Source organism: Pseudonocardia yuanmonensis (assembly GCF_039542425.1).
In the GTDB taxonomy this organism is placed as follows: domain Bacteria; phylum Actinomycetota; class Actinomycetes; order Mycobacteriales; family Pseudonocardiaceae; genus Pseudonocardia; species Pseudonocardia yuanmonensis.
Genome location: NZ_BAABIC010000003.1, coordinates 105,925 through 128,422, shown reverse-complemented (window position 1 = coordinate 128,422; position 22,498 = coordinate 105,925). Strand labels below are relative to the sequence as shown.

Sequence of the window (22,498 nt, the reverse complement as noted above, 5' to 3'; positions counted from 1 at the left end):
CGGTCGGTCGGCGGGGCGAGGGAGTGTGGACGTGGCGGTCAACGTGACGGTCGGGGCGGACCGGGTCGGCGTGATCGAGCTGGACCGGCCGGAGCGGCGCAACGCGCTCAACGTCGAGACCTGCGGCCGGATCGTGGCTGCGACCGAGGAGCTGCGGGCCGCGGCGGTCCGGGCCGTCGTGGTGACCGGGACGGGCACGAGCTTCTGCTCGGGCGCGGACTTCGGCGAGGTCTACGGCGAGGGGTTCCGGGACGCGCTGCACGCCGCGCTCGGCGCCGTGCACTCCCTGCCGGTCCCGGTGGTCGCGGCCGTCAACGGTCCCGCCATCGGCGCGGGCACCCAGCTCGCGATCGCGTGCGACCTGCGGGTCGCCGCCGAGGGCGCGGTCTTCGCGCTGCCCACGGCCCGGCTCGGGCTGGCCGTCAACCCGTGGACGATCCGCCGGCTCGCGCAGGTGGCCGGTGGCGCGACGGCCCGCGCCCTGCTGCTCGCCTGCGACACGGTCGCTGCCGAGCTGGCCCTCGCCCGGGGCCTCGTGGACCGCCTCGGCACGCTCGAGGACGCCCGGACCCTCGCCGCCGAGCTGGCCGGTCTCGCGCCGCTCACGCTCGCCTACAACAAGCTCGTCCTCGACCGCGTCGAGCTGGGGGAGGAGGACCCGCTCCTCGCCGAGGCGTTCGAGGGCTGCTGGCGCAGCGCGGACCTCGAGGAGGGGCGGGCGGCGCGATCCGAGAAGCGCGTCCCGGCGTACGAGGGCCGCTGACCGCTGGTCCGTACGACACCGCCGCTGCTCCGTTCGGTCCTGCTCGACCACGATGAGTAGCCGGATCGGCCCGGTGGCCGTGAGGGTGACGCCTGCGTCTCACCCGAAGGTCTCGATGTCGACGGATGGTCACCTCGGCGGCCCCCGGGCCGTCACCCGCCCCGGCGCCCGGTCGTTGTGCCGGGAAGGACGTGCGGCAGGTGAGGTAGGGATGGTCCGGCAGGACGGACGGCGGCGGGTGCCCGGGCGGGCACGGCCCGCGGCGGTGAGCGGCGCCGTGGTGGCGGGGGCGGTCGCGCTCGTCGTCGGACTGGTCGGGTTCGGACCCGCGGCGGCCGAGCCGCAGGCGCGCCCCGGCCTCCCCGCGCTCGGCGGCCTCCTGGGGGCGGACGACTCCGCCTCCCCGTCCGGTGCGGGCAGTGTGGACACCGGGGCCGACACCGGGCCGGACACCGGGCCGGACGAGCCCGCGGAGGGCACGCACGAGGACGCGACCGCGGCACCCGGCCCGGACGGCGAGGAGGCCGACGACGCCGCGAACGCGGCCGACGGACGAGGGACGGGTGCGCCGACCCGGCTGGGCGCGGCGGCCCCGGCCGCCCGGGCGTCCGGCCCCGGCGCTCCCGCGGCGGCCCCCGCGACCTACCCGAACGGCGTCGGCGGCACCCCGTGCACCGCGACCGCCCGCGCGTGCGTCGACGTCGCCGGCCGCAAGGCGTGGCTGATGGACGGCGGCACCGTCGTGCGCGGGCCGGTGCAGGTGCAGACCGGCGACCGCGAGGACCCGACCCCGCGGGGCACCTTCTCCGTGCAGTGGAAGGCCGAGCAGTACACCAGCCGCGAGTACCTGGTGCAGATGCCCTACTCGGTGTTCTTCGCCCCCGGCGGCATCGCGTTCCACCAGGGTCGGCAGGACACGCCGTCCGCGGGGTGCGTGAAGCTCCTCGAGGCGGACGCGAAGGCCTTCTTCACCCACCTGCAGGTCGGGGACGAGGTACAGGTCACCTGAAGGACACCCTCAGTACTGGCGAGGTCGGCTTCTACGTCGAGTAGAATCGATCCCGTGCCGAGCCTGGGTGAGTTGGAACGTGCGGTCATGGAGGTCCTCTGGGCCGCAGCCCACGAAGGACGGGGCGCATTGACCGCCCGCGAGGTGCAGGAGGCGCTCGCCGACCGCGAGCTCGCCACCACGACCGTGCTCACGGTGCTGGGCCGACTGGAGCGCAAACAGCTGGTCGTGCGCACGCGCGACGGGCGGGCGCACCACTACCGCGCCACCGCGAGCCGCGAGGACCACGTCGCCGAGCTGATGAACGACGCGCTCGACGGCGCCCCGGACCGCGGGGCCGCCCTCGCCCGCTTCCTCGGCTCGATCCCGGACGAGGAGCGCCGCAAGCTGCGGGACCTGCTCGACTAGTCCCGCCGGGTCTCCCGGACAATGGGCCCATGGCGCTCGCGGCGCTCGGCCTCCTCCTGCTCGGCGTCCTGCTCGCCGAGCCGATCAGCCGTGCCTTCTCCCGGGCCCGCTGGACCCGGCGCGACCCGGTGGGCGCCCTGCTCGTGTGGCAGGCGATCGGGCTGGCCGGCGGGCTCTCGCTCGTCGGGTCCGGAGTGGTCTTCGGGCTCTCCCCGCTCGGCGACTCCCTCCCGGAGGCCGTCGGCGCGCTGGTCACGGAGTGGAACGCCGGGCACTGGCCCGCGCGGCTCGACGCCGTCCACCTGATCGCGATGCTCGCGGCGCTCGCCGTGGGCGCGCGGCTGCTGTGGGTGCTCGGCACGATGTACCTGCGTACGGTTCGCGCCCGGCGCCGGCACCGCGACCTGCTCGACGTCCTGGCCACGCCCTGGCCGGACTCGCCCGGTACCCGGGTGCTCGACCATCCCCAGCCCGTCGCGTACTGCCTGCCCGGGCGCAGCTCCCGGCTGGTCGTCTCGGCCGGGGTGCTGGAGGCGCTGTCGCCGGAGGAGGTGTGGGCGGTCCTCGCCCACGAGAAGTCGCACCTGCGGGAGCGGCACGATCTCGTCGTCCTGCCCTTCGTCGCGTGGGGTGCGACCGCCCCTTTCGTGCGCGGCATGGTGTGCGCCCAGCTCGCGGTCGCCGAGCTGATCGAGATGCGGGCGGACGACGTGGCGGCCTGCCGCTCCGAGCCGCACGAGCTCGTCGGGGCGCTCAAGACGGTCGGCGGCTCGGCCCCCGCGGCCGCGCTCAGCTCCTTCACGGACGCCCTCGACGCCCGGATCGAGCGGATCACGACCCATCCCTGCCCGCTGCCGTGGTACTCCTGGGCCGCCGTCCGGCTGGGGGCGCTCGCGTTGGTGGCGGTGCCCACGGTGCTGCTCCTCCTGTGAGCACCAACTGCCCCTGGAATGGCAGTCGGCCCTCACGACCCCTCTGAGCTGCGGTGACGCCGAAACGTTGCGCGGTAATCATGCTCCGGGCGTAGCGTGGAGGACGTGCCGTTCACCGCACCTTCCGATCTTCCCCGCACCCTCGGTGCCCTCCGTGCCTCCGGGCACGAGAGCAAGGGCGTCAAGACCGAGATCCGCGACAACCTCCTCGCCGCCCTCCGCGAGGGCCGCGACCCCTGGCCGGGCATCGTCGGCTTCGAGTCCACCGTGCTCCCGCAGCTCGAGCGCGCCCTCATCGCCGGGCACGACGTCGTGCTCCTCGGCGAGCGCGGGCAGGGCAAGACCCGCCTGCTCCGCTCGATCGCGAACCTGCTCGACGAGTGGACCCCCGTCATCGAGGGCTCCGAGCTCGGCGAGCACCCCTACGAGCCGATTGCACCGGAGACGATCCGGCGCGCCGCCGAGCTCGGCGACGACCTGCCCGTCACGTGGGTGCACCGCTTCGCGCGGTACACCGAGAAGCTCGCCACCCCCGACACCGCCGTCGCCGACCTGATCGGCGACGTCGACCCCGTCAAGGTCGCCGAGGGCCGCTCGCTGGGCGACCCCGAGACGATCCACTTCGGCCTCGTGCCGCGGGCGCACCGCGGCATCGTGGCGATCAACGAGCTGCCCGACCTCGCCGAGCGCATCCAGGTCGCGCTGCTCAACGTCATGGAGGAGCGGGACATCCAGGTCCGGGGCTACACGCTGCGCCTGCCGCTCGACGTCCTGCTGGTCGCCAGCGCGAACCCGGAGGACTACACCAACCGCGGCCGGATCATCACCCCGCTCAAGGACCGCTTCGGCGCCGAGGTGCGCACGCACTACCCGTTGGAGGTGTCCGACGAGGTCGACCTGGTCGTGCAGGAGGCCGAGCTCGCGGCGGAGGTCCCGCGGCACCTGATCGAGGTCGTCGCCCGGTTCACCCGGCACCTGCGCGAGTCGAGCGCGGTCGACCAGGGTTCCGGCGTCTCCGCCCGGGTCGCCGTGGCGGCGGCCGAGACGGTGGCGGCCGCGGCCCTGCGCCGCGCGGCGCTGACCGGCGAGGCCCGCGCCCACGCCCGGCCCGTCGACCTGGAGGCCGTGCCGGCCGTGCTCCGCGGCAAGATCGAGTTCGAGTCCGGCGAGGAGGGCCGCGAGGAGGAGATCCTCGAGCACCTGCTGCGCCGGGCCACGGCCGACACCGCCCGCTTCGCGCTGCGCGGGGTCGACCTGTCCGAGCTGGCCGACGAGGTGGCCACCCGCCCGGTCCGCACCGGCGAGCGGGTGCCGGCGACCGAGGTCGTCGCCAAGCTGCCGACGGTCGACGCCCTGACCGAGGTCGCGAGGCGGCTCGGCGCCGAGGGCACCGAGGACCCGGGCCCGATGGCGAGCGCCGCGGAGCTGGCCCTGGAGTACCTCTTCCTCACCCGCAAGCTCGCCAAGGACGAGACCGACGACGGCGACACGGTGGAATATGGCTGATCCACGTCGGCGCAGGCTGCGGTACGCCTACGGCCCCTACGCCGGGGGCCCGGACCCGCTCGCCCCGCCGTTCGACATCCGGTCGGCGATGGACCAGATCGGCCGGGACGTCATGGAGGGCTCCTCGCCGCGCCAGGCGCTGCAGGAGCTCCTCCGCCGGGGTCTCGACGGCCGGCGCGGGCTCGACGACCTGACCCGCCAGGTCTGGGAGCGCCGTCGCAGCCTGCAGCGGGACAACCGGCTCGACGGCACCCTGCAGGAGGTCCGGGAGCTGCTGCAGCGTGCCCTCGACGCCGAGCGGGAGGCCCTCGGCAACGAGGACTCGGACGACGCCCGGTTCCGCGAGATGCAGCTCGACGCGCTGCCGAACGACACCGGTGGCGCGGTCCGTGAGCTGAACGAGTACGACTGGCGGTCCGCCGAGGCCCGGCAGGCCTACGAGGACATCCGCGACCTGCTCGGCCGGGAGATGCTCGACCAGCGCTTCCAGGGCATGAAGCAGGCGATGGAGAACGCCACGCCCGAGGACGTCGAGCGGATCCACGAGATGATGTCGGATCTCAACGACCTGCTCGAGCACCACGCCCAGGGCCAGGACACCACGGACGAGTTCCGCGAGTTCATGCAGAAGCACGGGGACTTCTTCCCGGAGAACCCGCAGAACACGGACGAGCTGGCGGACCTGCTGGCGCAGCGCGCGGCGGCGGCGCAGCGGATGCTCAACTCGATGTCCGCCGAGCAGCGCGCGGAGCTGATGGAGCTGGCCCAGCAGGCGTTCGGCGACCCACGGCTGGCCCAGCAGATGGCCCGGCTCGACGCCCAGCTGCAGGCCCTGCGGCCCGGCGAGGACTGGCAGGGCTCGGGCCGGTTCCGCGGGGAGAACCCGATGGGCATGGGCGAGGCCACCCGCGCGCTCGAGGAGCTGGGGCAGCTGGACTCGCTGGCCGAGCAGCTCTCGCAGAGCTACCCCGGTGCCCGGCTGGACGACATCGACCTCGACGCGCTCACCGAGATGCTCGGCGAGCAGGCCGGCGTCGACGCCCGGACCCTGGCCCAGCTGGAGCGCGAGCTGCAGCGGCAGGGCCTGTTCGAACGGGCGGCCGACGGGTCGCTGCTGCTGTCCCCGAAGGCGCTGCGCCGGCTCGGGCAGTCGATCCTGCGGGACGTCGCCGAGCAGCTGTCCGGGCGGACCGGGCAGCGGGACACCCGGCGCGCCGGGGCGGCGGGTGACGCGACCGGGCAGACCCGGCCGTGGGCGTTCGGCGACACCGAGGCGTGGTCGGTGCCGCGCACGCTGCTCAACGCCCAGCTGCGGCGGGCGGGGGGCGATCCGCGGGCGCTCGACGTCAGCGACGTGGAGATCGTCGAGACCGAGCAGCGGACCCGCGCGGCGGTGGCCCTGCTCGTCGACACCTCGTGGTCGATGGTCGCCGAGGGCCGGTGGGTGCCGATGAAGCGCACCGCGCTGGCGCTGCACCAGCTGATCTCCACCCGGTTCCGCGGCGACGCGCTGCAGCTCGTGACCTTCGGGCGGCACGCGCAGTCCGTCGAGCTGGGGGAGCTGGTCGGCCTGGAGGGGGCGTACGCTCAGGGCACCAACCTGCACCACGCCCTGCTGCTGGCCGGGCAGCACCTGCGCAAGAACTCGGACGCCACCCCGGTGGTCCTGGTGGTCACGGACGGCGAGCCGACCGCGCACCTGGAGCCGGACGGCGAGGCCTACTTCGACTACCCGCCCAGCCCGCACACCCTGCGGGCCACGATCGGGGAGCTCGACAGGCTGGCCGGACTCAAGGCAACGTTCACGTTCTTCGTGCTGGGCGACGACCCACGCCTGGCCGTGTTCATGGACGACGTGGCCAAACGGGTGGGCGGCCGGGTGGTCAACCCGACCCTCGACGGCCTCGGTGCCGAGGTCGTGGCGGACTACCTCAAGCGCCGCTCCTGACCCCAACTCGACCCGGGTGAGCGAACGGCGCTCTCGCTCATACCTTGTGAGCGAGAGCGCCGTTCGCTCACTGGTCCTCGGCGGTTCGCAGGGTGCCCGCGCTGTCCAGGATCGCCCCGGCCAGGGCCTCGGCCGGGGCGGTCAGGGCGCGGCGCCCGGTCTGCAGGGTGAAGTCGAACCCGGCCAGCCGGGGCAGCCCCGGGACCGGGGCCAGCCCGGCGGGGAGCAGCGTCTCGGCGTGCGCGACGACCCCCAGCCCGGCCAGCGCCGCCGCCCGCAGCCCGGAGAGCGAGCCGCTGGTGCAGGCCATGCGCCACGGCCGTCCCGCCGCCTCCAACGCCGCGATCGCGGCGGCCCGGGACAGGCTCGGCGGCGGGTAGCTGACGAGCGGGATCGCGCCGTCGTCGGGCCGGTAGCCGGGTGCGGCCACCCAGACGAACCGGTCGTGCCAGACCGGCGTGCCGCCCGTGCGGCCGGGGGAGCGCTTGGCGAAGAGCAGGTCCAGCTCGCCGCGGTCGAGCTCGGCCTCGAGGGTCTCGCTCAGCCCGACCGTCAGCTCCAGGTCCACCTCGGGGTGACGACGGCGGAACCCGGCCAGGATCGTCGGCAGCCGGGTCAGCACGAGGTCCTCGGACACGCCGAACCGCAGCCGCCCGCGCACCCGCGCGCCGCGGAAGTGGGCCAGCGCGCGTTCGCCGGTGTCGAGGATCGTGGTCGCGAACTCCAGCATCGCCTCGCCGTCCGGCGTGAGGGCGACGGTGTGGGTGTCGCGGGCCAGCAGGGTGCGCCCCACCTCCGTCTCCAGCCTGCGCACGTGCTGGCTGACCGTCGACTGCCGGACGCCGAGCCGGTCCGCGGCGCGGGTGAAGCTCAGGGTGCGCGCGACGGCGACGAACGAGCGCAGCAGCACCGGGTCCACACGGTCATCTTAGTCCGTGATGACAGACAGAACGGTGTGCGTGTTTCCACATGAGCATCCGCGGCGCACCATGGAGCGGTGCTGCGACAGCTCCGACGGCTCCGGGACAAGGTCCGGATCGACACCTTCCTGGTCCTGATCCTGCTCACGGTGGCGATCGCGGCCCTGCTGCCCGCGCGCGGGGCCGTCGCGACCGGCGTCGGGCACGCGACGACCGTGGCGATCGGGCTGCTGTTCTTTCTCTACGGCGCGCGGTTGTCGACCCGCGAGGCGATCGAGGGGCTGAAGCACTGGCGGTTGCACGGCACCGTCGTGCTGGCGACCTTCGTGGTGTTCCCGCTGCTGGGGCTGGCGATCCAGCTCGTCCCGTCGGCCGTGCTGCCCACCGAGCTCACGCTGGGCGTGCTGTTCCTGTGCTGCCTGCCCTCGACCGTGCAGTCCTCCATCGCGTTCACCTCGGTGGCGCGGGGCAACGTCCCGGCGGCGATCTGCGCGGCGTCGCTGTCGAACCTGCTCGGCATCGTGGTCACGCCGCTGCTCACCGGCCTCCTGCTGTCCTCCCAGGGCGGGATCTCGGGCGGGGCGGTCGTGGACGTCGCCCTGCAGTTGCTCGCCCCGTTCGTGCTCGGCCAGCTGGTGCGCCGCTGGATCGGCGGCTGGGTGGCCCGGAACAGGAAGTACCTGCAGGTCGTCGACCGGGGCTCGATCCTGCTGGTCGTCTACGCGGCCTTCAGCGAGGGGATGGTCGAGGGCATCTGGGGCCGGCTCTCCCCGGTGGCCCTCGGTGCCCTGCTCGGCACCTGCGTCGTGCTGCTCGGTGTCGTGCTGGCGCTCACCTGGTTCGGGTCGCGCCGCTTCGGCCGCGCCGACCGGATCACGATCCTGTTCTGCGGGTCGAAGAAGAGCCTGGCCAGCGGCCTGCCGATGGCGGGGGTGCTGTTCGCGGGCCCGCAGGTCGGCCTGCTCGTGCTGCCGCTGATGCTCTTCCACCAGATCCAGCTGATGGCCTGCGCCGCGATCGCCGGCCGGATGGCCCGCCGCGCCGAGGAGCCGACCGCGCAACCCGTCCCGGCCTGATCCCGCGAGTCGGCGGTCCCCCGCGATCGAGGTGCACATCCCGGGAGAACGGGAACGTGTGGTTCGGTGACCGGAAGGTGCCGACCCGCGGGGAGGGGAGCGGCATGTGGACCTGCGAGAGGTGCGGGGCGACGGTCGAGGACGACGATCCCGCGCGGCTGGCGTGGAGCGTCGAGCGGGACCCCGGCGGCCGGGAGACCGCGCTCTGCCCCGCCTGCGCCCGCGCGCACGTCCGGGACATCGAGGCGCGGCTGCCGCAGGAGTGGTGGTGATCAGACGCGCGACCCGCGCCGGTACACCTCCCGCGGGTCTCCATCAGCGTCGGCGCCCCCTCGCGCGTGGTTCGTCGCCCGGGCCCGCGCGGTGTGACCGTCCCCGCGGCGGCCCGGGGCACCCCTGCCGAGCATTTAGTGTGGAAGGCATGCAGACCTGGGCCTCCGTCGACCTCCCCGCGCTCGAGGGGAGCGGGCCGCCGCTCCGCCTGTACGACACCTCGACCGCGCGGGTCCGGCCGACCGCGCCCGGCGCCACCGCCACGATGTACGTCTGCGGGATCACCCCGTACGACGCCACCCACCTCGGCCACGCGGCCACCTACCTGGCGTTCGACCTGGTCAACCGGCTGTGGCGGGACCTCGGGCACCAGGTGCACTACGTCCAGAACGTCACCGACATCGACGAGCCGCTGCTGGAGCGCGCGGAGCGGGACCAGGACGACTGGGTGGTCCTCGGCATGCGCGAGACCGCGCTGTTCCGCGAGGACATGGAGGCCCTGCGGGTGCTGCCGCCGCGGGACTTCATCGGCGCCGTCGAGGCCATCCCGGAGATCGCCGAGCTGGTGGAGAAGCTGCTGGCGGGCGGCGCCGCCTACCGGATCGACGACCCCGAGTACCCGGACGTCTACTTCGACTCCGCCGCCACGGGCCACTTCGGCTACGAGTCGACCTACGACGAGGAGACGATGGTCCGGCTGTCCCGCGAGCGCGGCGGCGACCCGGACCGGCCCGGCAAGCGCAACCCGGTCGACGCCCTGCTCTGGCGGATGGAACGGCCCGGCGAGCCGGCGTGGGACTCCGACCTGGGGCGCGGCCGCCCGGGCTGGCACGTGGAGTGCGCGGCGATCGCGCTGAACCGGCTCGGGACGCAGATCGACCTCAACGGCGGCGGCTCGGACCTGATCTTCCCGCACCACGAGTGCGGGGCGGCGCACGCCGAGGCGCTCACCGGCGACCACCCCTTCGCCCGGCACTACGTGCACAGTGGGATGATCGGCCTCGACGGCGAGAAGATGTCGAAGTCCCGCGGCAACCTGGTCTTCGTCTCGAAGTTGCGCTCCGCCGGGGTCGATCCCAACGCGATCCGCGCCGCCCTGCTCTCCGGGCACTACCGCGAGGACCGCGCCTGGACGGACGAGCTGCTCACCGCCGCCCAGGAGCGGCTCGCGCGCTGGCGCGAGGCCGTCTCGCTCGACGCCGCGCCCGACGCGTCCGGCCTGGTTGCGCGCCTGCGCGAGCACCTGGCGGACGACCTGGACACCCCGCGGGCGCTCGCGGCCGTGGACGCGTGGGCGAGCGAGGCGCTGGAACGGCGGGGCACGGACACCGGCGCGCCGGCGCTGGCCCGCACCGCGATCGACGCCCTGCTCGGGATCGCTCTCTGACCTGGCGAGTGGCGATCGTCGCTCGGGCGATCGCCGCTCACGAGGAGGTACGCGGGCGCCGGATCAGCGATCCCGGTCCTCCCCGGCCGGGTCGGACGACCGGCGGATGTCCTCGGCGACGAGCTCCTTGAACGGGTGCAGCCGCTCGTAGAGCTCCTCCGGCTCCACCGCCTCCTGCGGCTCCGGCGTCCCGACGATCCACGGCGCCGCCTCCAGCGCCGTGTTCCAGGCCGACTCGTCGGCGTGCCGCTCCTCCTCGCGCCCGCCGTCGGCCCCGTCGTCGGGCGGCGTGGCGGGAGCGGCGATCCCGTCGAGGTAGACGTTGTGGAAGCCGCGGCGGTCCTCCTCGTGGAAGGTGACCAGGGCACGCCGGCCCTCGAAGCGCCGCGCCTCCTCCCCGACGCGCGGGCGGAAGGTCGTGTACTCGTTGCCCTCGTCGTCGCGCAGCACGTATCGGGTGGTTCCCGACCGGCCGGACACCTCCTCGACCTCGCGCACGCGGACCTCTCGTTCCACGTCCCGGCCGTACCCGGTCCCCGGATCGGCGAAACGGGGCGTGACGGCGAGTGCCCTGGTCAGCGCCGTGCGGCGGGACGGTCAGCGCCGTACGGCGGGGCCGGTCAGCGCACTCCTGCCCACAGTCGGCGTTCGGCGGCACGCGGGTCGTCCACGACCTCGGAGGTGGTGTCGAAACGCATGGTGGCCCGCCGGGTGGGCTCGTAGGCGGGCCATCCGGGATCGCCGTGGGCGGCGAAGGCGACCCAGGCCGAGTGCATGGCGTGGGCCAGCTCCCGGGGCGGGTCGTCCCCGAGCGCCGGCCCCAGCATGGCCCCCGGCCCGAGGGTGTCGAAGACGAACGGGACGTCCAGGCCGTGGCAGGCCCCGAGCAGCCCGCCGAACGCGGGGGAGCGCCAGGCGAACTCGTACATGTACGTGGCGGCGGGCCCTGCCGTGTGCGCGTCGGCCAGGCGCAGCGCGGGGATGCGCCAGAAGCCGTCCGTCTGCAGAGCGGCGAGCAGGTCGCCCTCGCCCTGGCCGGGGTACGCCGCCCGGTAGGCGGCCTCGGCGCGGTCGGGGTCGAGCCCGAAGAGCGCGGCGGCCTCGCGCAGCGCCCCGGCCGGGACGCGGTCGACCGCGCCGGAGGCGACCAGCCCCAGCCGGCCCTCGTCGACGGTCGTGCCGACGATCAGGTCGACACCCCCGCCCGCCCCGGCCGCGATGCGGTCGATCGGCCGCTCGGGGACGACGTCGCCGTCGATCGACGGCTGCCACGGCAGCCGGCCCAGGGCCATCTCCCGGCCCCAGCGCCGCGGGTCCGGGTCCGCCTCCAGCGCGGCCTCCAGCTCGGCCTGCGCCTGCCACAGCCGCTCGAGCGGGACGGCGGCAAGGGCCTCGCGGGTCGCGGGGACCCCGAGCCGGGCGGCGAGGTCGGCAGCGACGCGCCGGGCGTCCGCGGCCGGGCTGACCGTGTGCGCCGCGCCGCTCTGGGCGATGGCACGGTGGAACAGGCCCTCCGAGCGGGGCATCGACAGCAGCGTCCCGATGCTCATCGCGCCGGCCGACTCGCCGAAGACGGTGACCTCGCCCGGGTTCCCGCCGAAGTCCGCGACCGAGTCCCGGACCCACTCGAGCGCGGCGACCTGGTCGAGGAGCCCGAGGTCGGCGAGCCCGTCGCCGAGGTCGAGAAAGCCCTCCGGTCCCGCGCGGTAGTTCAGCGTCACGCAGACCACCCCGTCCCGGGCGAACCGGCTGCCGTCGTAGGGCGCCCCGGAGCCGTACTTGAAGAAGCCGCCGGTGATCCAGACCATGACCGGCAGGTCCGCCGGCCCGACCTCGGGCGTCCAGAGGGTGAGGTTGAGGCAGTCCTCGCCGGCGACGCCGGCGTCCGGGACGAACGCCCGGACCTCCGGGGCGGGCGGCAGCGCCGGCGGGATCGCGCCGACGGCCGTCGCGTCCCGCACACCGGTCCACGGCTCGACCGGCTGCGGGGGCCGGAAGCGGCGGGGGCCGAAGGGCGGCGCGGCGAACGGGACGCCCCGGAACACCGCCACGCCGTCCTCGATGCGCCCCCGCAGCTCGCCGTGCCGGGTCTTCACGATCGGGTCCATGTCCCTCCCCGGGTCCGCCGGCCAGTCTGGTGGGCCGGGGCGGCCGACGAGGGGGCCCAACGGCCTCGTGATCCCGGTCGAGGGTCCCGCACGCGGGGCCGGTCAGGCGGTGCGGTCGCCGGGGGCGGAGCGGGGCAGGGCCAGCGGTGTGACCAGTGCGAGCACGCCGGCCGGGACGAGGAACCCCGCCAGCGGGTCGGCGTGGTAGACGGGCGGCAGCGCCGCGGGGGAGGCGGCCGCGCCGAAGAAGCGGATGGACTGCACCACCGACACCGCGCCGCCCCGGTTCCCGCCCTCCCGGCTCAGGACCAGGGCGTTCACCCCCACGAGGATGAGCTGGCTGGAGATCCCGGCGAGCGCCCAGCAGGCCACGACCAGCCACAGCACCGGGGCGAGCCCGACGCCGGCGAGCAGCACCCCGCCGGACACCGCGCCGACCAGCACGCACGGCCGCGCCCCGAGCCGGTCGACACCGGCACCGACCAACCTGGCGGTCACGATCCCCATCGCGCCGAGCCCGGTGAGCGCGAGGCCGCGCGGGCCGGCGTCGAGGGTGAACACGTCGACGAGCCGCAGCGCGACCAGGAAGCCGAGGCTCGCCAGGCACCCCCAGCCCAGCGCGGCGATGAGCCCGAGCCGCAGCACCGCCGAGGTCCACGCGCTGCGCAGCGGCACGCGGGCCCGCGCGGTGCCGCGCTCGTCGGCGGGGATGCCGAGCAGCGCGAGCAGCAGCGACACCGCGGCGACACCGTAGAAGGCGTAGTGCCAGTCCACCTCGGCCGCGAGCCCGCCGACCAGCGGCGCCGACGTCTGCCCGGCCGCCTGCAGCGAGCCGTACCAGCCGAGCGCCCGGCCGAGGGCCTCCGGCGCGACGGTCGTGGCCAGCGCGGCCATGAGCAGCGGGGTCGTGAAGGCGTTGGCGACGCCCTGCAGCGCCCGCGCCCCGAGGAACAGCGTCCAGGTCGGCGCGAGCACGCAGGCCAGGGAGGAGACGGTGTAGAGGACGTACGCGCCGCGCACCGTCCGGCTGCGGCCCCAGCGCTCGCCCAGCGTGCCGGAGACCAGCATCGCCGCCGCGAAGGGCAGCAGGAACGCCGTCAGCGAGGCCGACGCGGCGCCGGGGGAGATCCCGTAGCTCGCCCCCAGCTCGGGGAGCATGGCCGTCGTCACCCCGCCCCCGAAGGGCCCGAGGAACCCCCCGAGGTAGAGCCCGGCCCGGCGGGCCCGGCGGAACGGAGCGGTCAGCTCGCGCCGCCGGAGCCGCCGCGCCGGCGCAGGTACCGCTCGAAGTCCGCGGCGATCTCGTCGCCGCTGGCCTCGGCGAGGTCGACGGGCTTCTCCTCGTCGTCCTCGGTGGCCTGCTGCTCGAGCTGGCGCACGTACTCGCGCACCTCGTCGTCCGCGTCGGCCATCTCGTTGACCGTGCGCTCCCACTCCTCGGCCTGCTCGGGCAGCCCGCCCAGCGGGACCTCGACGTCGAGCGCCTCCTCGACGCGCAGCAGCAGCGCGATGGCGGCCTTGGGCACCCGGGCCTGCGAGACGTAGTGCGGCACCTCGGCCCAGTACGACAGCGCCGGCACCCCGGCCTCGATGCAGAGGCTGTGGAACACCCCGACGATCCCGGTCGGGCCCTGGTAGGTCGACGGCTCGACGCCCATCTTCTTGGCCGACGCGGTGTCGTAGCCGGTGCCGCGGACCGGGGTGGGCCGGGTGTGCGGCACGTCGGTCAGCATGGCGCCGAGGTTGATGACCTTCGTCACGCCGAGGCGGTCGACGTACTCGAGGAGCTCGGCGCAGAACGAGCGCCAGCGCAGGTTCGGCTCGATGCCGTTGACCAGGACGACGTGCCGGCCGCTGCCCGGGAGCTTCGCCGTGGAGAGCCGGGTGGTCTGCCACTCGATGCGCCGGGTGACGCCGCCCGCGAGCCGGACCAGCGGCCGCGTGACCTGGAAGTCGTAGTAGTCCTCGGGGTCGATCGAGCCGAGCGGCTCGGCGTCCCAGCTCAGCTCGAGATGCTCCAGCGCGGAGCTGGCGGCCTCACCGGCGTCGTTCCAGCCCTCGAATGCCGTGATCATGATCGGGTCGACCAGATCCGGGAGGTCGGAGGGCACCCCCGCCCGCTGCTCTCGCTCGCTCATCCGTCCACCCTACGGCGCGCGCGGGTAACACGAGGGGCCCGGTGGGCGACGCCGGTAGCCTGAGGGGGTGTCAGCCGTGAACGCAGCCGCGTCAGATCACAGCTTCGACACCACGCTCCTGGGGACGCTGGACCAGCGCGTGGTGATCGCCGACGGTGCCATGGGCACCATGCTCCAGGGGGTGGACCTCACCCTCGACGACTTCGCCGGGCTCGAGGGCTGCAACGAGATCCTCAACGCGACCCGGCCGGACGTCGTTCGGGGCATCCACCGCGCCTACTTCGAGTCGGGTGCGGACGCCGTCGAGACGAACACCTTCGGCGCCAACCTGCCCAATCTCGGCGACTACGGCATCGCCGACCGGATCCGGGAGCTGTCCGAGCGCGGCGCCCGGCTGGCCCGCGAGGCCGCGGACGAGATCGCGACAGCCGACCGGCCGCGGTACGTCCTGGGCTCCATCGGCCCGGGCACCAAGCTGCCCACGCTGGGGCACGAGCGCTTCGCCACCCTGCGGGACGCCTACACCGAGACCGGCCGGGGCCTGCTGGCCGGCGGGGCGGACGCGTTCCTCGTCGAGACCTGCCAGGACCTGCTGCAGGTCAAGGCGGCGGTGCACGGCGTGCAGCGCGCGATGGCCGCCGAGGGCCGGCGCATCCCGATCATCACCAGCGTGACCGTCGAGACCACCGGCACCATGCTGCTGGGCTCCGAGATCGGCGCGGCGCTCACCGCGCTCGAGCCGCTGGGCATCGACCTCATCGGGCTGAACTGCGCCACCGGCCCGGCCGAGATGAGCGAGCACCTGCGCACGCTGTCCAAGCAGGCCCGCGTCCCGCTCTCGGTGATGCCCAACGCCGGCCTGCCGGTCCTCGGCCCGAACGGCGCCGAGTACCCGTTGTCCGCCGAGGAGCTGGCCGAGGCGCTCTCCACCTTCGTCCGCGACTACGGGCTGCGGCTCGTCGGCGGCTGCTGCGGCACCACGCCCGCGCACGTGCGGGCCGTGGCCGACGCCGTCGCGCAGGTCACCCCGGCCGCCCGGAGGCCGCGTCCCGAGCCGGGCGTGTCGTCGCTCTACGCCCCGGTGCCGTTCCGCCAGGACACCTCGGTGCTCATGGTGGGGGAGCGGACCAACGCCAACGGCTCGAAGAAGTTCCGCGAGGCCATGCTCGAGGAGCGTTGGGAGGACTGCGTCGCGATCGCCCGCGAGCAGACCCGCGAGGGCGCCCACATGATCGATCTGTGCGTCGACTACGTCGGGCGGGACGGTGTCGCGGACATGGTCGAGCTCGCCTCCCGGCTGGCCACGGCCTCGACCCTGCCCGTGATGCTCGACTCGACCGAGCCCGAGGTCCTGCGGGCCGGGCTGGAGCTGCTCGGCGGTCGCTCGATCGTCAACTCGGTCAACTACGAGGACGGCGACGGGCCGGGCTCGCGTTTCCAGCGGACCATGGAGCTGGTCCGCGAGCACGGCTGCGCGGTCGTCGCGCTGTGCATCGACGAGGAGGGCCAGGCCCGCACCCGGGACTGGAAGGTCCGCGTGGCGGACCGGCTGATCACCGACCTCACCACGAACCACGGCATGCGGGTCTCCGACATCGTCGTCGACACGCTGACCTTCCCGATCACGACCGGGCAGGAGGAGGTCCGCCGGGACGCCCTCGAGACCATCGAGGCGATCCGCGAGATCAAGCGCCGCTTCCCGGACGTGCAGACCACGCTCGGCGTCTCCAACGTGTCGTTCGGGCTCAACGCCGCAGCCCGCCAGGTGCTCAACTCGGTGTTCCTCAACGAGGCCGTCAACGCGGGGCTGGACACGGCGATCGTGTCCGCGGCGAAGATCCTGCCGATGTCGAAGATCCCGGACGAGCAGCGCTCCGTCGCCCTCGACCTGGTCTACGACCGCCGCCGCGAGGGATACGACCCGCTCAACCGGTTCATGGAGCTCTTCGAGGGCGTGACCGCGTCGTCGGCCAAGGCCGGGCGGGCCGAGGAGCTGGCGGCGCTGCCGCTGTTCGAGCGGCTGGAGCGGCGGATCGTCGACGGCGAGCGCAACGGCCTGGAGGCCGACCTCGACGAGGCGATGCAGTCCCGGCCGCCGCTGGAGATCGTCAACGACACCCTGCTGGCCGGCATGAAGACCGTCGGCGAGCTGTTCGGCTCCGGCCAGATGCAGCTGCCGTTCGTGCTCGCCTCCGCCGAGGTCATGAAGACCGCGGTGGCCCACCTCGAGCCGCACATGGAGAAGACGGACGACGAGGGCAAGGGCACGATCGTCCTGGCCACGGTCAAGGGCGACGTCCACGACATCGGCAAGAACCTCGTCGACATCATCCTGAGCAACAACGGCTACACCGTGGTCAACCTGGGCATCAAGCAGCCCATCGCCACGATCCTGCAGGCCGCGGCGGAGCACCGCGCCGACGCCGTCGGCATGAGCGGGCTGCTGGTCAAGTCCACGGTGGTGATGAAGGAGAACCTGCAGGAGATGAACTCCCGCGGGAACTCCCTGCCCGTGCTGCTCGGCGGCGCCGCGCTGACGCGCTCCTACGTCGAGAACGACCTGTCCGAGGTCTACGCGGGCCGCGTCTCCTACGCCCGGGACGCGTTCGAGGGCCTGCGGCTGATGGACGCGACGATGGCCCGCAAGCGGGGCCTGGCGCCGGCCGTCGACCCGGAGGAGGAGCGGAAGGCGGCCGAGCGCAAGGAGCGGCACGAGCGCTCCAAGCGGATCGCGGCGAAGCGCCGGGCCGCCGAGGCGGAGTCCGCGGGCCCGCTGCCCGAGCGGTCAGACGTGGCGCTGGACAACCCCGTGCCGACCCCGCCGTTCTGGGGCACCCGGGTGGTCAAGGGCGTCGCGCTGGCCGAGTACAGCGGCATGATCGACGAGCGCGCCCTCTTCCTGGGCCAGTGGGGCCTGCGCGGGGCCAAGGGCGGCTCGGGGCCCTCGTACGAGGAGCTCGTCGAGACCGAGGGCCGACCGCGGCTGCGGTACTGGCTGGAGCGGCTGACCGCGGAGGGCGTGCTGGCCCACGCGTCGCTGGTCTACGGCTACTTCCCGGCCGTCGCCGAGAAGGACTCGCTGCTGGTGCTCACCGAGCCCCGCGCGGACGGCCCCGAGCGGTACCGCTTCACCTTCCCGCGCCAGCGCCGGGACCGGCACCTGTGCCTGGCGGACTTCTGGCGGCCGCGCGAGGTCGCGCTGGCGCGCGGCGAGATCGACGTCCTCCCGCTGCACCTGGTCACGATGGGGCGGCCGATCGCGGACTACGCCAACGAGCTGTTCGCCAAGGACGCCTACCGGGACTACCTGGAGGTGCACGGGCTCGGCGTGCAGCTCACCGAGGCACTGGCCGAATACTGGCACAAGCGGATCCGCGAGGAGCTCACCTGGTCGACCGGGCGGACCGTCGCCGAGGAGGACCCGGAGGACGTCACCGAGTTCTTCTCGCTGGGCTACCGCGGCGCCCGGTACTCGCTGGGCTACGGCGCCTGCCCGAACCTCGAGGACCGGGCCAAGATCGTCGAGCTGCTGGAACCCGGCCGCATCGGCGTCGAACTGTCCGAGGAGCTGCAGCTGCACCCCGAGCAGTCCACCGACGCGTTGATCGCGCACCACCCGGAGGCGAAGTACTTCAATGCGGGCTGATCCCCCTGTGAGCGAACGGCACTCTCGCTCACCAGGTCTGAGCGAGAGCGCCGTTCGCTCATCGGTCGCCGCCGTCCTGTTCGACATGGACGGCACGCTGATCGACTCCGAGAAGGTGTGGGACCGCTCGCTCGTCGAGGTGCTGCGCTGGCTGGGCGGCACGGACCTCTCGCCCGAGGCCCGTCGGGAGACCCTCGGCGGGAACCTGCGCAGCAGCCTGGCGATCGTGTTCCGCGAGGCGGGCGTCGTGCAGACGCCCGAGCTGAGCGAGCAGGCCGCCCACATGCTCGTCGAGCGCACGGCGGAGATGTTCGAGGGCGGGCTGCCGTGGCGGCCCGGCGCCTACACCGCGCTGCGCACGGTACGGGAGGCCGGGTTCGCGACGGCGCTGGTCACCAACACCGGCCGCTACCTCACGGACAAGGCGCTGGTCGGGATCGGGGCGGAGCACTTCGACGTCACCGTCTGCGGCGACGAGGTGCCGCACGGCAAGCCCGCGCCGGACCCGTACCTGCGCGCGGCCGCGCTGCTGGGCCTCGCGGCGGAGGACTGCGTGGCCGTCGAGGACTCGCCGACCGGCATCCGGGCCGCGGAGGCCGCGGGCGCCGCCGTCCTCGCCGTGCCGTGCGAGGTGGCGATCCCGCCCGGGCCGGGCCGCGTCGTGCGCCCCTCGCTGGAGGGGCTCACCCCTGCGGACCTGGCCGCCGTGCACCGGGAGGTGCGGGAGCAGCAGGCGGCCTGACCCGGCCGGGCGGGCAGGTGCCCTGGTCCGCGGGGTACCGTCGGGCGTGTCGGGCCGCGACGAGCGGCGCCTCCGTCCGGGTGACCGCCCCGGTGGCGTCACCGCCCGGCGCAACGTGCGGTCCGGCGGTCTCACCGGGGCCCCACGGGTTCGTGACGGCGCGGGAGGCACCCGACACTGGGTGCGATCGAGACGGCTGGAGAGGGATCGGCAGGGACGTGAAGACATTCGACGAGCTCTTCGAGGAGCTCCGCGAGAAGGCCGCCACCCGGCCCGCCGGGTCGGCCACGGTCGAGGCGCTCGACGCCGGCGTCCACGCGCAGGGCAAGAAGCTCCTCGAGGAGGCGGGCGAGGTCTGGATCGCCGCCGAGCACGAGGACGACGCCGCGCTCGCCGAGGAGATCTCGCAGCTGCTCTACCGCGCCCAGGTGATCATGATCGGCCGCGGGCTGAGCCTGCAGGACGTCTACAAGTACCTGTAGGAGCCCGCCCGTGACGACCTCGACCCCCGCCCCGAACGGCGCCCGCCGCACCCACCCGAAGGAAGCCACACCCATGCTCCGCGTCGCACTCCCCAACAAGGGCACGCTCGCCGAGCCCGCCGCGACGATGATGCGCGAGGCGGGCTACCGGCAGCGCTCCGACTCGCGCGACCTGTCCATGGTCGACGAGGAGAACGGCATCGAGTTCTTCTACCTGCGGCCGAAGGACATCGCGACCTACGTCGGCTCCGGCGACCTGCACCTCGGCATCACCGGGCACGACCTCATGGAGGAGTCCGGCAGCCAGGTCCAGGAGGTGCTCAAGCTCGGCTTCGGCGCGTCGAAGTTCCGGTTCGCCGCTCCCGAGGACAAGGACTGGAAGCTCGAGGACCTCGACGGCCGCACGATCGCGACGTCGTACCCCCGGCTGGTCCGCTCCCACCTGTCCGGCAAGCGGATCGGCGCCACGATCATCAAGCTCGACGGCGCGGTGGAGATCTCCGTGCAGCTCGGCCTGGCCGACGCCATCGCGGACGTGGTGTCCTCCGGCCGCACGCTGCGCCAGCACGGGCTCAAGGTCATCGGCGACCCGATCGCCGAGTCCGAGGCCATGCTCATCGAGCGCGAGCCGCGGATGGACCGCGTCGAGTCCGAGGAGATCAAGGCCTTCAAGCGGATCTTCACGGAGCGGATCCGCGGCGTCGTCTACGCCCGGCAGTACCTGATGCTCGACTACGACTGCCCCAAGGCGAAGCTCGACGCGGCCAAGGAGATCACCCCCGGCCTGCAGGCGCCGACCATCGCCCCGCTCGCCGACCCGGACTGGGTGGCCGTGCGGTCGATGGTGCGCAAGCACGCGTCGAACCGGGTCATGGACGAGCTCGCCGCCCTCGGCGCCAAGGCCATCCTGACCTCGGAGATCCGGTCCTGTCGCGCGGTCGACGGCGGCCAGTACTGACAGTGGTGGGCACGGTCCCGGCGGCGCGATGCCGCCGGGACCGTCGTCGTTCTCGGCCCTGTCGTCGGCTCGGTCGTCGGCTCGGTCGTCGGCTCGGTCCTCGGCGCCGTGGTCAGCGGCGTCGGACGGTCAGCTCCTGCGTGATGTGGGCGGCGTGCCCGGTCAGGTCGAACAGCTTCGCCGTGACCGTGCCCGTGCCGGTCGGCCCGACGACGGTCGCCGCGTCGATGCCCGTCCACGCGCCGGTCGGCGGGCGGTGCAGGTGCACGCTGAGCTCGGTGTTCACGAACAACCAGTCCTGCATCCGCAGGGTCGCGGCCACGCCGTTGGCGGAGTCGGCGATCGCCGCGAGCCCCTGCAGCGGCGTCGCCTCCTCGCCCTCCACCACGGGCACCCGCAGCCGGCCCCAGGCGCGGCCCGGCCCCAGCTCGTCCCACTGCCCGCCCAGCCAGCGCCACTCGACGGCGTCGAGGTAGCCGGGCAGCCAGCCCTGCGGCCGCTCGCCCTGCGGCGCCGCGTCGTCCGGCGGGGGCAGCGGGGCGGCGGCGCCCACGGACGCGTCGGCCGTGTCGTCGATCGCGAGGCGCCAGGCGCGGGCCCGCAGCACCGCCCGCCCGCCGGCGGTCATCTCCGCGGCCAGCATCTCGATCGTCCGGCCCGGGCGCTCGACCCAGGCGCGCACCTCGAGGTCGCCCACGGGCACCACGCCGAGGATCTCGATGGTGTAGCGCGAGAGCTGCAGCGGGGGAGCGTCCGGCCGGCTGGGCGCGCACCGCTCGAACTCGCGCACCAGCAGCGCCGACGGCGGCCCGAGGTGCTGGGCGCCGGCGAACCACGGGCCTGCGGTCGACATGGTCGCGTGGTACCGGCCCGCGCTCGCGTCGACGACTCGGTAGAAGGGCTCCTCGCTCACGCGGCCGATGATGCCCCGCGGACGTGTGCGACTCCGTGTGCACCCTCCGGACCGCGGGTGTCGGGAGCGTCGGTGACGTCCGCGACGTCCGAGGCCCCCGTGCTGCCCGGTCGACCCGGGCCCGCGCCGGCGGGCGCCGATCGGAGCTCGGGCCAGCCGGGGTAGGGCGGCGGGGTGCCGTCCCAGGCGGGGCACAGCGCGCGGTGGGCGCACCAGTCGCACCCCGGTCCCCGGCGGGGGCGGAAGTCGCCGGTGCGGTCGGCCTCCCGGATGGCGGCCCAGATCGCCTCCAGGATCCGCTGGAAGCGGCGCAGCTCGCCGGCCTCCGGACGGTAGGTCAGCTCCTCGCCGCCCTCGCCGAGGTAGACCAGGCGCAGCTGCTCCGGCACCGTGCCGCGCAGCTCCAGCAGGGCGAGCGCGTAGAACTTCATCTGGAACAGCGCCCGGGCCTCCGAGGCCTCCCGCGGGGCCGCACCCGTCTTGTAGTCGACGATCCGGAGCCCGCCCTCGGCATCGACGTCCAGCCGGTCGAGATAGCCGCGCAACGGCACCCCCGAGCTCAGCTCGGTCTCGACGAGCAGCTCCCGGGACTGCGGCTCGAAGGCGCGCGGGTCCTCCAGGGCGAAGTAGGTGTCGAGCAGGGCCTCGGCGGAGGAGAGCCAGCCGGGGAGCGGGTCGGCGGTCTCGGCGGTCTCGGCGGGCACGCCGTGGTCGGCGGTGTCGGCGGTCTCGGCGGGCACGCCGTGGTCGGCGGTGTCGGCGGTGTCGGCGGTGTCCCCGCTGTCCCCGCTGTCCCCGGTGCCCTCGTCGTCCTCCGTGTCGACCGCGACCGGGCGCCGGCGCAGCTCCTCGAGCACCGCCGCGACGATCTCCGGCGCCTCCGCGGCGATCTCCGCCCACACCACGCCGACCAGTGCCTTCGCCCGCGCCGGCACCCGCTCGGCCGCCGGCAGGTCGAAGAGCCGCTCCAGCACCGCGTGCACGAGGGTGCCGCGCAGGGCGGCCGCGCTCGGCGCCTCGGGCAGCCGGTCCACGGCGCGGAAGCGGTAGAGCAGGGGGCACTGCTTGAAGTCCGCGGCGCGCGAGGGGGACAGGGCGGGCCGGCGCCGCTCCGCGCCGGCCTCCTCGGCGGGTCCCGGACCCGGCAGCCCGGTGTCCGCGAGCCCGGTGTCCGCGAGCCCGGTGTCCGCGAGCCCGGTGTCCGCGAGCCCGGTGTCCGCGAGCCCGGTGTCCGCGAGCCCGGTGTCCGCGAGCCCGGTGTCCGCGAGCCCGGTGTCCGCGAGCCCGGT

At 74.4% G+C, this 22,498-nt stretch carries 20 protein-coding genes; 13 read left to right on the top strand and 7 right to left on the bottom strand.

Annotated features, from left to right (window positions below):
- Positions 1-31 precede the first annotated feature (31 nt).
- From ABD990_RS05275 to ABD990_RS05250, 6 genes are all read left to right on the top strand, one after another.
- Positions 32-763, top strand: a complete 732-nt coding sequence (locus tag ABD990_RS05275) for an enoyl-CoA hydratase (protein ID WP_345378720.1) — start codon at positions 32-34, stop codon at positions 761-763.
- A gap of 211 nt (positions 764-974) precedes the next feature.
- A complete protein-coding gene (locus ABD990_RS05270) occupies positions 975-1,772 on the top strand; it encodes a L,D-transpeptidase (RefSeq protein ID WP_345378719.1) in 798 nt (265 codons plus the stop codon).
- A gap of 54 nt (positions 1,773-1,826) precedes the next feature.
- Positions 1,827-2,180, top strand: a complete 354-nt coding sequence (locus ABD990_RS05265) for a BlaI/MecI/CopY family transcriptional regulator (protein ID WP_232868589.1) — start codon at positions 1,827-1,829, stop codon at positions 2,178-2,180.
- Between the two features lie 29 nt (positions 2,181-2,209).
- A complete protein-coding gene (locus ABD990_RS05260; RefSeq protein ID WP_345378717.1) occupies positions 2,210-3,112 on the top strand; it encodes a M56 family metallopeptidase in 903 nt (300 codons plus the stop codon).
- A gap of 105 nt (positions 3,113-3,217) precedes the next feature.
- A complete protein-coding gene (locus tag ABD990_RS05255) occupies positions 3,218-4,618 on the top strand; it encodes an ATP-binding protein (RefSeq protein ID WP_345378716.1) in 1,401 nt (466 codons plus the stop codon).
- The gene (locus ABD990_RS05250) at positions 4,611-6,566 is read left to right on the top strand and encodes a vWA domain-containing protein (protein WP_345378715.1); all 1,956 of its coding nucleotides are present in this window, start codon (positions 4,611-4,613) and stop codon (positions 6,564-6,566) included. The genes ABD990_RS05255 and ABD990_RS05250 overlap by 8 nt, the downstream gene beginning before the upstream one ends.
- Positions 6,567-6,633: 67 nt before the next feature.
- On the opposite strand, the gene ABD990_RS05245 is transcribed toward ABD990_RS05250, so the two are convergent.
- Positions 6,634-7,485: a LysR family transcriptional regulator gene (locus ABD990_RS05245; protein WP_345378713.1), complete on the bottom strand. Its 852-nt coding sequence runs from the start codon at positions 7,483-7,485 to the stop codon at positions 6,634-6,636.
- 78 nt (positions 7,486-7,563) lie between these two features.
- Between ABD990_RS05245 and ABD990_RS05240 the strand changes: the two genes are divergently transcribed.
- The 3 genes from ABD990_RS05240 to mshC all read left to right on the top strand — a co-directional run bounded on the left by ABD990_RS05240 (position 7,564) and on the right by mshC (position 10,222).
- Complete coding sequence (locus tag ABD990_RS05240) at positions 7,564-8,562, top strand: bile acid:sodium symporter family protein (protein ID WP_345378712.1); 999 nt, start codon at positions 7,564-7,566, stop codon at positions 8,560-8,562.
- Positions 8,563-8,666: 104 nt separating this feature from the next.
- Positions 8,667-8,834, top strand: a complete 168-nt coding sequence (locus ABD990_RS05235; protein ID WP_345378711.1) for a hypothetical protein — start codon at positions 8,667-8,669, stop codon at positions 8,832-8,834.
- A gap of 149 nt (positions 8,835-8,983) precedes the next feature.
- Positions 8,984-10,222, top strand: a complete 1,239-nt coding sequence (gene mshC / locus ABD990_RS05230) for a cysteine--1-D-myo-inosityl 2-amino-2-deoxy-alpha-D-glucopyranoside ligase (RefSeq protein ID WP_345378710.1) — start codon at positions 8,984-8,986, stop codon at positions 10,220-10,222.
- A 63-nt stretch (positions 10,223-10,285) separates the two neighbouring features.
- Here the strand turns inward: mshC and ABD990_RS05225 are convergent, their stop codons facing one another.
- The 4 genes from ABD990_RS05225 to ABD990_RS05210 form a co-directional block, all read right to left on the bottom strand.
- The gene (locus ABD990_RS05225) at positions 10,286-10,738 is read right to left on the bottom strand and encodes a hypothetical protein (RefSeq protein WP_345378709.1); all 453 of its coding nucleotides are present in this window, start codon (positions 10,736-10,738) and stop codon (positions 10,286-10,288) included.
- 104 nt (positions 10,739-10,842) lie between these two features.
- The gene (locus tag ABD990_RS05220) at positions 10,843-12,330 is read right to left on the bottom strand and encodes a carboxylesterase/lipase family protein (RefSeq protein WP_345378708.1); all 1,488 of its coding nucleotides are present in this window, start codon (positions 12,328-12,330) and stop codon (positions 10,843-10,845) included.
- A 102-nt stretch (positions 12,331-12,432) separates the two neighbouring features.
- Complete coding sequence (locus tag ABD990_RS05215) at positions 12,433-13,575, bottom strand: MFS transporter (RefSeq protein WP_425569486.1); 1,143 nt, start codon at positions 13,573-13,575, stop codon at positions 12,433-12,435.
- Positions 13,572-14,468, bottom strand: a complete 897-nt coding sequence (locus ABD990_RS05210) for a PAC2 family protein (protein ID WP_345378706.1) — start codon at positions 14,466-14,468, stop codon at positions 13,572-13,574. Before ABD990_RS05210 ends, ABD990_RS05215 begins: the two co-directional genes overlap by 4 nt.
- 76 nt (positions 14,469-14,544) lie before the next feature.
- Here ABD990_RS05210 and metH point away from each other — a divergent pair, with 76 nt between their 5' ends.
- From metH to hisG, 4 genes are all read left to right on the top strand, one after another.
- A complete protein-coding gene (gene metH / locus ABD990_RS05205) occupies positions 14,545-18,114 on the top strand; it encodes a methionine synthase (RefSeq protein WP_345378705.1) in 3,570 nt (1,189 codons plus the stop codon).
- Positions 18,104-18,856, top strand: a complete 753-nt coding sequence (locus tag ABD990_RS05200) for an HAD family hydrolase (RefSeq protein ID WP_345378704.1) — start codon at positions 18,104-18,106, stop codon at positions 18,854-18,856. Before metH ends, ABD990_RS05200 begins: the two co-directional genes overlap by 11 nt.
- A gap of 218 nt (positions 18,857-19,074) precedes the next feature.
- Positions 19,075-19,338: a phosphoribosyl-ATP diphosphatase gene (locus ABD990_RS05195; RefSeq protein ID WP_345378703.1), complete on the top strand. Its 264-nt coding sequence runs from the start codon at positions 19,075-19,077 to the stop codon at positions 19,336-19,338.
- Positions 19,339-19,411: 73 nt separating this feature from the next.
- A complete protein-coding gene (gene hisG, locus ABD990_RS05190; RefSeq protein ID WP_345379040.1) occupies positions 19,412-20,296 on the top strand; it encodes an ATP phosphoribosyltransferase in 885 nt (294 codons plus the stop codon).
- Positions 20,297-20,408: 112 nt separating this feature from the next.
- Here hisG and ABD990_RS05185 read toward each other — a convergent pair whose 3' ends face one another.
- Together ABD990_RS05185 and ABD990_RS05180 are read right to left on the bottom strand one after the other, a co-directional pair.
- Positions 20,409-21,149: a thioesterase family protein gene (locus ABD990_RS05185; protein WP_425569485.1), complete on the bottom strand. Its 741-nt coding sequence runs from the start codon at positions 21,147-21,149 to the stop codon at positions 20,409-20,411.
- A gap of 56 nt (positions 21,150-21,205) precedes the next feature.
- Complete coding sequence (locus ABD990_RS05180) at positions 21,206-22,357, bottom strand: RecB family exonuclease (RefSeq protein WP_345379039.1); 1,152 nt, start codon at positions 22,355-22,357, stop codon at positions 21,206-21,208.
- Positions 22,358-22,498 lie beyond the last annotated feature (141 nt).

What these genes read in the sequence shown, in the direction of transcription:
- ABD990_RS05270 (WP_345378719.1), top strand. Translation starts at nt 975, where the DNA reads ATGGTCCGGCAGGACGGACGGCGGCGGGTGCCCGGGCGGGCACGGCCC.
- ABD990_RS05260 (WP_345378717.1), top strand. Translation starts at nt 2,210, where the DNA reads ATGGCGCTCGCGGCGCTCGGCCTCCTCCTGCTCGGCGTCCTGCTCGCC.
- ABD990_RS05250 (WP_345378715.1), top strand. Translation starts at nt 4,611, where the DNA reads ATGGCTGATCCACGTCGGCGCAGGCTGCGGTACGCCTACGGCCCCTAC.
- ABD990_RS05235 (WP_345378711.1), top strand. Translation starts at nt 8,667, where the DNA reads ATGTGGACCTGCGAGAGGTGCGGGGCGACGGTCGAGGACGACGATCCC.
- mshC (WP_345378710.1), top strand. Translation starts at nt 8,984, where the DNA reads ATGCAGACCTGGGCCTCCGTCGACCTCCCCGCGCTCGAGGGGAGCGGG.
- ABD990_RS05220 (WP_345378708.1), bottom strand. Translation starts at nt 12,330, where the DNA reads ATGGACCCGATCGTGAAGACCCGGCACGGCGAGCTGCGGGGGCGCATC.
- ABD990_RS05210 (WP_345378706.1), bottom strand. Translation starts at nt 14,468, where the DNA reads ATGAGCGAGCGAGAGCAGCGGGCGGGGGTGCCCTCCGACCTCCCGGAT.
- ABD990_RS05200 (WP_345378704.1), top strand. Translation starts at nt 18,104, where the DNA reads ATGCGGGCTGATCCCCCTGTGAGCGAACGGCACTCTCGCTCACCAGGT.
- hisG (WP_345379040.1), top strand. Translation starts at nt 19,412, where the DNA reads ATGCTCCGCGTCGCACTCCCCAACAAGGGCACGCTCGCCGAGCCCGCC.
- ABD990_RS05185 (WP_425569485.1), bottom strand. Translation starts at nt 21,149, where the DNA reads ATGTCGACCGCAGGCCCGTGGTTCGCCGGCGCCCAGCACCTCGGGCCG.